A 13,690-nucleotide genomic window follows, 5' to 3' on the forward strand; every position below is an offset into this window, starting at 1 on the left:
ATGTTGGGATTCTAACGTCAAATGGAACATCTAATGTATTATTTGATGATGTCCAAGTTATAGGTGCAAAAAAAGCTAAACTAATATGGGTTCTGATGTAAAAACTTTGAAACATATAAAAATGGTTTATCAAACTTGGATATACTGATAGGAGCACCATACATGCCCATCAACAATACCCCTAAGTACCAAGAAAACGTTATTCTTTCTAAACTGATATGCTCTCCTTTAGGTAGACAGATAAAAAATAAAAATCTGTTTGCTTGAAGGAGAGTTTTGTTAATGTCTAAAAAAGTTTACTCTGCGGAGGATAAATTTAACATATTGAAAGAATGGGAGGATGGTAATTATTCACTAAATGAACTTGAGTCCGTTTTTAAAGTAAGTCGCATCAATCGAAGCACTCATCAAGTCCTGAGGGACTGAATCAACGGTTTAATAAGGCGGCCGTCCTACTTTTACACCCCCTACTAGCCGAACTACTAAGCAAAAAATTGGCCGCATCTATGCCGATTTCTTCTCCATACACTTCTGTTTTCAAGCAAACTCGTATTTTAGATTCAACTGCATTTCAACTCCCAGATGTATTTTCATCGGTTTATCCAGGTGGACAGTTCCTACATATTCATACAGGTCCAGGTAAACAACATGATCGCACTTACGGCTCTCTGTGTGTCCCAAACTGTAACAGCAAATGATTTATGTATCCGAGATTTAGGTTGTTTTCATTTAAAAGACCTTCAATACATACAATATAAAAAGGCAAGCCAGTATGGAAAATAAAATAAACCCAGAATTATTGGAATCATGAAATGAGGCTTTTAAAAGGAATGCTTATTTCTTCAATCACTATCAATTTTGTTTTTGAAATATCCCTATTTAATCAAAGGGTTATTAAAAATCATATAACGGGAGGATTTATATGAAAAAAAATACAATTTTGATATTATTGATATTTATTCTGTCTATTTCCCTTACAAACCATCCCCTTGCAGCCGAAACTTTAAACAACCTTGAGTTTATAAAAGAACAACAGACTAAAAATGAAAGGCTTATTCATATTGATATAAGAGGAAATAATGTGGAAGAATATCAAGAGGCACAACATATGGTTGATAGAATAAAAAAAATAAAAAGCGGCATACTTGATAAATTAGTGGCAGACGGAACATATGTAAAACTTGTTAATTATCCTATCACTGAGTCTGACGAATACAGGGACCTAAAAGGATTAATTCCACGAGGATGGGAAGGGCAAACCAATGCCGAAGGAAAACAATTGACCTGGGATGATGTACCAGGTGTGGGATCTGATATTGGTGGAAAACCTGTAATGGCTAGAATAGGTTTTAGTGAAAGAGGAAAGGGGCATGGTTCCATTAATTTAGAACTTCATGAAATAGCGCATGCAATTGATCGAGTGGTTTTTTTTAATATAAGTCATACTGATTTGTTTGATGTTCCTTTCAGTCAAGAGAGACAGAAAATTTTCCCGGATAAATATTACGAAAATAAGGAAGAATATTTTGCGGAATGTTTTACATATTATTATTTTAGCGAATCATCTAAGCAAGAGCTAAAAGATAAGGCTCCATTGACTTATAGATGCATAGATTTATTAATTAAAACTGTTCAAGGGTATTCCAATTCAACAGAACCTATTAATGAACTATTAGACGGAAATCAATTTGCTTGGTCTTTAAAAGGATATAGTGATCGAGAATTCGCAAAAGTAGATTATAACAAGAAGGCAGAGTTAACTATGGCTTTAAAATAAAGTCGCGATGTTTATAAAAAAGATACGATGCTCTATCCCTTTAGGTGGTTATCTAAAGGGGTATTTTTATACTAAAAAGGAAAAGAACATCTGAATTGAAGGATAGACTAGGGAACTGTTGTGTGGCAATAAGTTATTCCTGTGAACTACTCGCCACTTAGCAAGGCTTGAAGTGGGAGTTTCTCAGTTCCACGATGAAAGCAACCTTTCGTCTCCCTGAGCGTTACTTCGGGGTGTTCCATCCCTAGATGTCCAACGCTTGGACGCTCTTTTGGTACGGTTGATATTTTACGCAGGAACCGAATGGCTTGTTTTTCGCACTCTATTTTCTTCCTGCAACCTCATATATCAAGTTATCAAAGAACTTCATATAGCTAGTTTATCAAAAGTTTTTGGCTATGCCAAACCGAAATTCATCTCCCACCTACCGTTGGGCTACGCCCTTCACACGCTTGAGGAAGGAGAATTATTTCGGGGAATTCGTTAAAGGATGCTATTATTAGACATTCTCGAAAAAAATGTACTAGAAAAGTATTTCCTATCAGAAGAAAAATTGGACAAAATCGTATTTAAATAATAGGAAATATTAATTCTAGTGGTTAGAGAAGGGGTGGAGAGATGTGAAATCCTATGGGGATATCCCCTACGATTACATGCAAAGATGATCCCAGGGTTTTACTTCCTAATAAAAAGGCAGCTTAATTAGAAATGAATTAAATGGAGAGTGTAAATGATGAAAAGCTATAAAATCCATATTAAAGAAGCTACAAAAAAAAGGATATGTAGTAGCTGAAGTGGGGGATAGTGTTAATTATTCTGTTCCAGGGAGTAAAACTAGAAGGGGAAGAGGAGGGAAAGGTGTTGCTCAGACATTAGATACTGCTTGTAATCAGGCTGATTAACAAGGGATCCTACCACACCGCTATCAAGCTAAGAAAAACAAATGCCCATCGACCTAGGATTTCAAAGTAACTCCATAAAGAAAATTTTATGGAGCAATAAATTAATTAACTTGATGGTGATGGGGTCCCGCCACATGCCCATCAAGATAACAAGAATACACTACCCAAAAACGATAAAAATGAACTTCGTTGCTATAAAAGACAATTTTTTTTGTTCCGAGGGAATTATAGAATTTTACATCTTTACAATTATTTATGGGGATTTAATTCGTTTTTTTTTCAAGAATAAGTAATTTCTTAACTAAAAGGTCACGTACCTCTTCCTTATGATAATTAATTTTTGATGATTGATAAGAAATTTAATGAATGATTATTCGAATATGCTTTCGTAAATGTTAAAAGAAAATAATTTAACCTAGTTGATATTATCTAAATATTTACAAATCTGAATTTCGAAATATAATAAGTATAGAGTGAAAAAACACAGTTCGGTTGGTAGTCCGAACGCAATAATTTAATAATTATTGTCAGTAACCTTCCCCCCTGGGATGTCCATTACTCATGTAGTAAAAAAGGGGGATTTTCAATGAAACTTACAATTTATTTTGATGGACAATAATAAATTGAAGGTATGTAAATATACTTTTAGATCAGAACCAAAAGATAGTGAAGTATTAGATTTTATTTTTCATGATTTGATTCCGTTATTAAATAGTACATCAGGTGTTAAAAACTCTATTGATAACAAAAAAAAGAAGACTATCAATCCTAAAAGGTTGATAAAATTAGCAGCTAAAGAGATGAAAAATCAAGGAGTTTCTAACAAATCGTATGAAGCATTGAGAATAGAACTAGAACAAAAAAAGAAAACAAAGAAATGTATTACACGTCAAAAAAAAGAAGAATTAAAAGAAAAAAAGAGACAACTGAAAATTCGAAAACGAAAAGCAAAACATCGAGGAAGATAAAAGGTCGTCCGCTAAATTTAGCGGATGACCTTTTATCTTGAGGATTTATTCACACCCTGTCATCATCAAACGAAAAAGAAATTGTATTCATATAGCGAAAAAAACGCTATTCTTTTTGTAGAAATATACAGAAAGGATGGCGTTTTTGTATGAATCTATCGATTTCTGATGAACTACAATTATTTTCTAAAGAATTAGAGCGACATATGTCACCACATGCTTTGGATAAGTTAGCTAGAAAAATAGGATTTGTTCAACGAAGTAGTAAATATCGTGCACAAGACTTAGTGGCTTTATGTGTTTGGTTAAGCCCAAATATAGCTCATACTTCATTGACACAATTATGTAGTCGATTAGAAGCTAACACAGGCATTTCGATGAGTCCGGAAGGACTCAATCAACGCTTTAATTCTCGGGCTGTACAGTTTTTACAACAAATATTAGCGTATTTACTTAACCAACAATTTCATTCCTCCAACTCAAACAAGATTCCAACTTTGTATACAAACTATTTTCGTAGTATTCGTGTATTGGATTCTACACATTTTCAGGTTCCAGATAAATTTGCTTCTACATATCAAGGTTCAGGAGGTAGTGGTCATAGTGCTGGTGTGAAAATTCAATTAGAGTACGATTTGCTTAGTGGTCAATTTTTACATGTTCATGTAGGTTCGGGAAAGCAAAATGATAAAATTTATGGTTCTACTTGCTTAACGTCTCTTCAACCGCACGATGTATGTATACGTGATCTAGAATATTTCGATTTAAGAGATCTACATACGATAGACGAGTGTGGTGCTTATTTTATTTCACGATTAAAGCTCAATACTCGTATATATCAGAAGAATAGAGAACCTGAATACTTTCAAAATGGAACAATAAAAAAGCAATCTGAATACATCCAACTAGATATGGAGCAATTCATTGACCAATTACAGTCAGGTGAAACATATGAAATTCCTGAGATTTATATTGGAATGTATCAAAAACTTCCTGCAAGACTAATTCTGTACAAATTAACTGAAACGCAAATGAAACGTAGACAAAAGGATTTAGCATCTAAAGAACATAAGAAGCAAATTACCTATAAAGAACGCAGTAAGCGACTTAGTGCAATTAACTTTTACATTACAAATATTCCTTTGGAATATCTACCAAAGGAACAAGTATACGATTTTTACTCCTTACGATGGCAAGTTGAACTTATCTTTAAAACATGGAAATCATTCTTTCGTATTCATCATTGTAATTCTGTAAAATTAGAACGACTAGAATGTCACTTATACGGACAATTAATTAGCATCTTTCTTTGTTCCTCCACAATGTTTCAAATGCGCCAATTACTCCTCATCAAGAAGAAACGAGAATTAAGCGAATATAAAGCGATTTATATGATAAAAGATTATTTTCCACTTATTTATCAATCTCTACAAAAAGACACCCAAGAATTAACAAAGATATTGTCTCGGCTGTTTAATCTCTTACAGAAAAACGGACGAAAATCACATAGGTATGAGAAGAAAACAGTCTTTGATATCTTAGGCGTCGTATATAACTTTTCTATGTCTCACAATCATGTAGCGTAATCAAAAAAACTGAAACCCGATAGGGTTTATTTGGTATGCAAATCTTTAAAGAACTTACACTAGATCTTTAGAAAACAGAAAAAATCTCACATGAAATTAAACTTATATAAGCTTAGCTTGATGGGCATGGGGTCCCGCCAACATTTCACGAATTTCGTACGCTAAGGAAATTTTTATTTAAAAAACTTGGTTTTACCGTACGTTAAGGAAGTTCTATAAACGATATTTCATGTTTGTTATGGTACTTTGTTTTTGGTAATGAGTTTTGGAACTGATTTTTAATCGTATTTCATTCTAATTTAGTAGAAATAAATAGAGCTCCATAAACGACAATTTTCTGATCACATAGTACAGTAATATATGTTAATTAAAAGTCAGAAAAGTAAATTGGATAAAAAATATTAATGAATATATTAAGTTCTTATCTATTCAAATACCCTTACTAACATCAATTCATTTTATTAATAAAGCTTATCTATATTCTGAAAAATCCCAACCCATTTACTGTTAAAATTTTTATTAATAAAAAACAACAGATATAAGCTTTATTTGATATTAATTGCATTTTAGGGCGTATGTAAGATATTATTTCTTTTAAATAAATTAACTTAAAAACTAAACATAAAAGCCAAACAAACTTTAAAAATCACACTTAAATTAGAGGAGAGTACGATATGAATACAATCATGATTGTAGAAGATGATATAAAAATCGCTGAATTACTGGGAACTCATATTAAAAAATACGGATATCAAAGTGTTATTATAGAGGATTTTGAAAATATCTTAGCTACATTTCAAAAGATTAAACCAGATTTAGTGCTATTAGATGTAAATCTGCCTAATTTTGACGGTTATTATTGGTGCCGCCAAATACGAGCTATTTCTACTTGTCCAATTATATTTCTATCTGCAAGGAGTGGAGAGATGGATCAGGTTATGGCTTTAGAAAATGGTGGTGATGACTACATTACGAAACCTTTTTATTATGAAGTTGTAATGTCTAAAATCCGTAGTCAACTCAGAAGAGCATACGGTGAGTATGCTCCAAAAGTAAAAGAACGAATAGTTGAGGAAACAGGATTACTCCTGTTTCCAGAAAGGATGGAGCTTCAACTAGATGATAAGACAGTTTTGCTTACCAAAAAAGAAACAATTTTATTAGAAATATTGATAACAAAATCTCCACTTCTTGTAAAACGCGAAGTAATTTTAGAACAATTGTGGGATAGTTCGTATATAGATGAGAATACATTGAGTGTAAATATAGGTAGAATTAGAAAGAAGTTACAAGAATTGGGTATCGAAAATGCCCTCGAAACAGTTCGTGGTGCAGGATATCGACTGCATGTTATTTGGGAGAAGGAAGGAAAGGATAAATGAAATTATTCTTACGAGAACATATCCCACTTATTTGTTATACATTCGGCCAATTACTTATTATCCTTTTTATATATTGGTTTGATGGGTATCCACATATTTTGACTGCATTATATTCAGTATTTTTGGGCATTTTTTTATTAATAGGTTATTTAATATATCGTTATTATAGTCATCGTTCATTCTACAAGCGTCTATCAACACCGATGGAAACGCTAAATGAGTCAATCCAGGATAGCGATTTGACTCCATTATCAATGGCCCTAGATAAATTATTACAAACCCAATATCAATATTATCAGAACCAATTAAAAAAATGGGAACGAAAACAACAAGAACAAATGATTTTTATGAATCAATGGGTTCATCAAATGAAAACACCTCTTTCTGTCATCGAATTAATTACACAAGATGCCGAAGATCCTCGATTTGACAGTATTAACGAAGAAACAGAACGAATCAAAAAAGGATTAGAGATGGTGTTATATGCTGCCCGATTGGAAACATTTGAACAGGATTTTCATGTAGATAGAGTACCATTATTAGAAATGATTGATTCTGTTATTCATGAAAATAAGCGTCTGTTTATACGTAGTTATGTGTATCCAGAAGTAAAAGTGGGTTCGCTCCTTACTGTAGAAACAGATAAGAAATGGTTTCGATTTATACTCAATCAAGTGCTGTCAAACGCAATAAAATATTCATCAAGTAAGAAAGAGAAAGTAATAATATCAGCGTATTCAAAGGGACGCGCAGTTATTTTAGAAGTAAGGGATTATGGAGTTGGTATTCCTACTGCTGATTTACCACGTGTTTTCCATCCATTTTATACTGGAGAAAATGGTAGGAAATTTAAAGAGTCTACGGGAATGGGATTATATCTTGTTAAAGAAGTATGTGAAAAATTAAATCATAAGATTGAGCTAGAATCTGAGGTAGGTAAGGGAACGAAAGTTAGAATCGTATTCCCGTATGCCTCTCGTTAACCGATGAAAGAAAGATTATTCATCGGTTTTTTCTTTTGAATCTTACAAACTTGTTAGATAAATGTTAGGGAAATCGATAGGAAAAATCCTATGCAATATGTACATTGTATGTAGAATCAAAACTGAAAGGAGAAAGGAATTATGATACAAAAGCAACGTATTGAAATAGTTGATTATTTACGGGGATTTGCGCTTATAGGCATTACTTTTACAAATATATTTCAAAATACGAGTATGGTGAGCACTGATGCCCATCCTTATTTTAGCTCATTCATTTACACTTTCATGGTATCCAAATTTATTTATATATTTATGTTCCTTCTAGGCTTATCTTCTGCATTATTAATGTCAAATTTAAAGAAGAGGGGTGAAAGGGCAAATTTAATATATATCCGGCGTTTTAGTATCCTGTTATTAATTGGTGTTACATGTACATTTGTAGGGGTCCCTGCCGGTGGATTATTTATTATGTATGCAATTTATGGGCTAATAGGATTTGTATTTCAGTATATACCACCGATGATTAACATTGTCGTTTTTATCGCTATTGCAATATTGATTTGGTTCACACGTGACATGGTTTTAATTGAAGGTGAATCAACTAATAATCAAATTGTATCTTTAGTAAGCATGTTTAGCGGGCTTTCAATGGTTATTTTAGGGATATTTTTAGGACAGTTATCTTTTTTCAATCACCTACAAAGATGTAAGGTATTACTTGTAACAGGTTTAGTCCTCCTATTCTTTTTAACATACTACTCTTTTGGCTGGATGAATAATTTTAGTTCTTTCGTACTGCCCCTATTTTATATTGTTTGCTTTACCATTTTAAGTATGATTCCCATGGTAAGAAGTATGTTCTCATGTTTAATCGCATTTGGCCGAATGTCTATGTCAAACTTTATTGTGCACACATCGATTGTTTTTGACTATTTAGAAAATGAAAAGTTCTCATTCTTAACCTATTTAGGTATCGGTCTATCCATTATTGTTATACAAATTATTTATAGTAACATATGGTTAAAGTACTTCAGAATGGGACCTTTAGAATGGATATGGCGTATAGGGATATATTGGAAGAAAGTTAGAATTGTAGATCAATTCGAGAAAGATTCTAACTTTAAAGAAAACAAAACCTGTTAAAGAAGTATGTGAAAAATTAAATCATAAGATTGAGCTAGAATCTGAGGTAGGTAAGGGAACAAAAGTTAAAATCGTATTCCCATATGCATCTCGTTAACCGATGAAAGGTAAACTTTTCATCGGTTTTTTCTTTTGAATCTTACAAACTTGTTAGATAAATGTTAGGGAAATCGATATGAGACATACTATATATAGGCTACACTTCATGTATAGAAAAGAGAAATGGAGGGTGAAATACTTGTGGAGATACTACATGTTTCAGATTTAGGGAAAGTTTATCCTGGGAAAATTTCTTATACAGCATTATCCCATATTGATTTAAAAATAAACAAAGGTGAATTTGTAGGAATTATGGGACCATCTGGGAGTGGTAAAACAACGCTATTAAATATGGTTTCTACTATAGATGCTCCAACATCAGGAGAAGTATTAATTCATGGAGAAAATCCATATCTGTTATCTCCAGATCAGTTGTCTTTATTTCGAAGACGTGAATTAGGGTTTGTTTTTCAATCATTTAATCTCCTTAATACATTGACAGTGAAAGAAAATATTGTTCTTCCACTTACGCTTGATGGTGTAAGCCCTAGAGAAATGGAAGGGAAAGTGGAAGCTATTGCTGAAAAACTGGGGATAACTGAAATATTAGATAAACGTACGTATGAAATTTCTGGTGGGCAGGCACAAAGAACAGCAATCGCACGAGCTACTATTCATAATCCGAAATTATTACTTGCGGATGAGCCTACAGGAAATCTGGATTCAAAATCTGCTAGTGATGTGATGGAATTATTGACAACGCTTAATAAAGAAAATAGCACAACGATGATGTTAGTGACACATGATGCAATGGCTGCAAGTTATTGTGATCGAATTGTGTTTATCAAAGATGGACAGTTATACAATGAGATTTATTGTGGAGATAATCGCAAAGTATTCTATCAAAAAATTCTAGAGGTTTTAGCATTATTAGGAGGAAATGCACATGACTTTTCGACAATTCGCATTTAATAACGTCATTCGAAGTAAACGGACATATTTGGCTCATTTTTTAAGTAGTACGTTTGCCATTATGATTTTTTTTACGTATGCATTACTTGCATTTCATCCTAATTTACAAGGCGATCTTGCTGCCAGTGTAACAATCAATACATTTGCAAAATCAGGATTACAGATATCGCAGGGGTTAATATTTTTCTTCTCATTCTTCTTTATCCTATATTCTGTAAGTGCATTTTTAAAAACAAGAAAAAAAGATTTTGGAATTCTAATGCTACATGGGATGTCACGTTCACAGTTGAATAAATTAGTATTTATTGAAAATATAATAATTGGAATCGCTTCTATTTTAACAGGAATTACAATTGGAATGGCGTTCTCTAAGTTTATCTTAATTATGAGCAACAATCTGCTAATGATTGATAAAGGACTCCCATTTTACATGCCATTTAAAGCAATTGGGATAACATTTGGAGCATTCTTATTACTGTTTTTATTTATTTCACTTTTCACTTCTCGACTAGTAAATGTAGAGCAATTAGTAGAATTGATAAAAGCAGAAGAAAAGCCAAAGCCTGAACCAAAAGCATCCTTTTGGCTATCTTTATTTGCGCTTATTTGTATTGGATTAGGATATACAGCTGTTTTCCATAGTGTTAACGCAATTCATTACAAGGATATGAAATATGTATTATTCATGATGGCGACAGGGGTGAGCTTTGTTGTTCTTGGAACGTACTTCTTATTTACACAGCTCAGTGTGTATGTGTTACGTGTATTAAAGAAAAGGGAAAATATTTTCTTTAAGAAAACAAACATACTCACCATTTCAGATTTAGTGTATCAATTAAAAGATAATGCAAAAATGTTTTTTATGGTCACTATTATATCTGCCGTTGCCTTCACTGCAGTGGGAACTTGTATGGGATTAGGTAACTCATCCATGGCTGAATCAAATAGTCCCTTCGCATTTTCTTATAAGTCTTATAATAATAATCCTTTAGAAAAAGAGCATCTAAAAAAAATAGAAAGCGAACTCAATAATGGTGGGTTTAAATTCAAACCAGTAGCTTATTCAATAAAACAAATTCCAGATACCCTTTATAACAGTAATGTATTATTAAGCGTTATAAAAATAAGTGATTACAATAGGTTAGCAGAGTCATTTGATTTTGAAAAAGAAAGCTTAAAAGATCAAAATAGTAGTTTTGTCATTCCTTCAAAAAAAGTCGCTAATACAAAATCTAATCAAAATGACTTTCAATTGTTGCATGAAAATATAAAAAAAGATATGCATGTAGATAAAATACTAACTCCGAAAGAACTACAAGATACAACCGTCACGATAATTATTGTACCAGACGTTTTATATAATCAAATGATTGTAAACCCAGAGAATCAATATGGGCAATTTACTATCAATGGTTTTATTGTGAAAAATTGGGATCAAACAAAAAAGGTTGCTGAAAAAATCGTGACTACTTTACAGAAAGATAATCAGGGTATTAGTGAACTTGAAGTATACAACGAACAATATACATTTTCGTCTTTAATTTTTACATGGATAGTGATGAAACAAGGTTTTGGACTTGCATCTATCATGAGTGTATTAATAGGTATTGTTTTCTTTACTTTTGCTGCAAGCTTTTTATATTTCCGATTATATACAGACTTAGAACGAAATCAGCAGCAATATAAAATGATAGCAAAAGTTGGTTTAAGTAAACCTGAATTAAAGAAAATTGTGTCACGTCAACTTGCATTGTTATTCTTTTTACCAATTGCAATAGCGATTACACATAGTACAGTTGCTTTTATGGCCTTACAAAAGTTAGCCAATTTTTCAGTCTTGGTTAGTTCCGTTGTGGTATTGATTTGTTTCTTAGTTATGCAAATTATATACTTTTACTTTGTTCGTGCTCAATATTTGAAAAAAATGTATAAAACAATCTTTTAATTTAAAAAGAAGGAGAATATAGGATAAAAAAAAGAATTGGATTATTAATAGTAGCTAGTATTTCGATTACCATGTTAGGAGCATGTTCATTATTTGGTACAAAAGACTCTCCAGCAAATGGAATTTCAATAGAAGTAGGAACGATAAACGAACAAACAAGAAACTCTATAATTGACTCATACAAAGATATAACAACCTCACAAGACCTATATCAATTAAAAGAAGGGACTATAGATAATAATAAGCTTGACATAAAGCTACCGACTAAATTTCGGGATTCTATGGATACTGCTACTAGTAATTTACTATTTATTAGTAGAACAACTGCTGAAAAAATGAATAAAAAGGGACTTATTCGTGAAAGGGATAATAACGAGGGGCTCCTATCTTCAGTCCCTCTTGATTCGTTACCAAAAATAGAAAAAGATGAAACTATCATATTTGCAAATAAAGAATATAAAGACTTGAAAGAACTAACATTTGATGAGAAAAAAATGAATGTTCAATATAAAGGGGATGTATGGCTATCTCCATATCGTGGTGGATCCAAAGAAATCCTATTAATTGTAGATGATACATTATTTAAAGAAATAAATGGGAAAGAAAAAACTAGACAGATTCTATCTTTTAATAAATCTTTTGGGAATCTTAATTTAGTCAATAAAGGGAAAGCACCAGAATTAACAAAGGAAATAGATAAAGTAAATACGGTTTTGGGAAATAAGGAAATGAGAGCCGTCAATTTTGTAAATATTACAGAAAAGTAAAAAATTACGTCTATATGGGTAAAAACTGGTCACCATCAAGTTAAGAAAAATAAATACACCAAAACGAAAAATCTCACTTTTTATCTGAAAAAAGATGAAAAGTGAGGTTTTTTTGCTTAGCATGATAATGTTCTAAAACGCTGATGGTACTACATGTCTATCAAGCTAAGATTGGATTTTCTATAAAATTCCATTTCTCGTTGTTGTACCCCTATTAACGTTTCGGTTCCGTTACTATACAAACTCAAATTTTTTCCTCATATCAAAGTGGAACAAATTTATTACTTAAATTGTCTATTAAATGTAATCCTAAAAACTTAGTTCCCAAACTTGATACATTGAGTCAGGTTTGACATCTATTTTAAGTACTGCATAACACGAAAGGACTGATTATCTTGAAAAGTACAAGGATGTTAAAAATAGGGATGTGTGTTGGAGTATTAAGTTTAAGTCTTGCAAGTGTAAAACTTTTTAAAGGTGAACCATTTTAGATGGAAGCAAAAGAAAAAGTAGAGAAAAATAAATATGCAAATCATGCACCTCATTGAGCATTCACGCAACTTGAGAAAAGTTTGACGCTTGACTGAGTGTCTATCCAATCGACGCTGGTACAAACTGGGCAGTTACCTATCGATCACCTAACGAACGGTTTGTTTGCGCATCTACCTTTAAGGCTCTGATTGCAGGGGCATTGTTACTACAATATCCAATTGACAAATTAGGCGATATTTTCACTTATACAAAATATGATTTAGTCAAGTGTTCACCAATTACAGAGAATCAAGTGGATACCGGTATGACTCTTGGGGGAAATTGCGGAGACGAATATTCATTATAGTGATAAAACTGCGGGGAACATTTTATTCGAAAAATTAGAAGTCGATTCTTTTTTACATCAAAAGAATCGTTTTTTACATTCTTTTCATTATGATTATGCTAACAAGAACCATTAAATTAGACGAGTAATTCAAGAACTCACTATTACAAACATTAGATATAGTACAAAGAGGTGAGGAACAGCTCACAATTCCCTTACTTTAAGACTTAACGCTTTCTCTACGAGTTGACGAATTGCTTCATTTCAATTACTTATCTTGTTATCGTGCCAAAAATCCTCTATTTATTTTACTTGTTCTTTTGTAAATGCAAATAAATTTTCATGTATGGGAAAAGCTTGTTACAATAGTAAAGAATAACTTGGGTACAATTGATAATGAAATGGGGAA

General features: G+C 32.2%; 8 protein-coding genes and 4 pseudogenes. All 12 read left to right on the plus strand.

Annotation, left to right across the window (positions count from 1 at the left end; genetic code table 11):
- Window positions 1-410 precede the first annotated feature (410 nt).
- Window positions 411-765, plus strand: a pseudogene (locus DN408_RS01590) (IS4 family transposase); the annotation flags it as partial.
- A 157-nt stretch (window positions 766-922) separates the two neighbouring features.
- Window positions 923-1,756 (plus strand): annotated as a pseudogene (locus tag DN408_RS01595) (anthrax toxin lethal factor-related metalloendopeptidase); the annotation flags it as partial.
- Window positions 1,757-2,510: 754 nt separating this feature from the next.
- Window positions 2,511-2,673: pseudogene (locus tag DN408_RS31815) on the plus strand (DNA cytosine methyltransferase); the annotation flags it as partial.
- A 614-nt stretch (window positions 2,674-3,287) separates the two neighbouring features.
- A complete protein-coding gene (locus tag DN408_RS01615) occupies window positions 3,288-3,647 on the plus strand; it encodes a YjdF family protein (protein ID WP_087996752.1) in 360 nt (119 codons plus the stop codon).
- A 149-nt stretch (window positions 3,648-3,796) separates the two neighbouring features.
- On the plus strand, window positions 3,797-5,233 hold the full coding sequence (locus DN408_RS01620) for an IS4 family transposase (RefSeq protein WP_078179055.1): 1,437 nt from the start codon (window positions 3,797-3,799) through the stop codon (window positions 5,231-5,233).
- Between the two features lie 674 nt (window positions 5,234-5,907).
- Entirely contained in the window at window positions 5,908-6,615 is a 708-nt protein-coding gene (locus DN408_RS01625; protein ID WP_033729090.1) for a response regulator transcription factor, read from the plus strand.
- Window positions 6,612-7,598 (plus strand): sensor histidine kinase, encoded by a 987-nt coding sequence (locus DN408_RS01630; RefSeq protein ID WP_078179054.1) that lies wholly within the window; start codon window positions 6,612-6,614, stop codon window positions 7,596-7,598. Before DN408_RS01625 ends, DN408_RS01630 begins: the two co-directional genes overlap by 4 nt.
- A gap of 141 nt (window positions 7,599-7,739) precedes the next feature.
- A complete protein-coding gene (locus DN408_RS01635) occupies window positions 7,740-8,741 on the plus strand; it encodes a DUF418 domain-containing protein (RefSeq protein ID WP_078179053.1) in 1,002 nt (333 codons plus the stop codon).
- Window positions 8,737-8,838 (plus strand): annotated as a pseudogene (locus tag DN408_RS31820) (sensor histidine kinase); the annotation flags it as partial. The gene DN408_RS01635 and the pseudogene DN408_RS31820, both read left to right, overlap by 5 nt.
- A 143-nt stretch (window positions 8,839-8,981) precedes the next feature.
- Complete coding sequence (locus DN408_RS01645) at window positions 8,982-9,752, plus strand: ABC transporter ATP-binding protein (protein WP_033729084.1); 771 nt, start codon at window positions 8,982-8,984, stop codon at window positions 9,750-9,752.
- On the plus strand, window positions 9,727-11,697 hold the full coding sequence (locus DN408_RS01650) for an FtsX-like permease family protein (RefSeq protein ID WP_078179052.1): 1,971 nt from the start codon (window positions 9,727-9,729) through the stop codon (window positions 11,695-11,697). The genes DN408_RS01645 and DN408_RS01650 overlap by 26 nt, the downstream gene beginning before the upstream one ends.
- Before the next feature lie 23 nt (window positions 11,698-11,720).
- Window positions 11,721-12,464 carry a lipoprotein BA_5634 family protein gene (locus DN408_RS01655; RefSeq protein WP_147739941.1) on the plus strand — a complete coding sequence of 248 codons (744 nt, stop codon included), beginning with the start codon at window positions 11,721-11,723 and terminating at the stop codon, window positions 12,462-12,464.
- Window positions 12,465-13,690 lie beyond the last annotated feature (1,226 nt).

The organism is Bacillus sp. AR13-1 (assembly GCF_008042285.1).
GTDB classification, from domain to species: Bacteria; Bacillota; Bacilli; order Bacillales; family Bacillaceae_G; genus Bacillus_A; species Bacillus_A mycoides.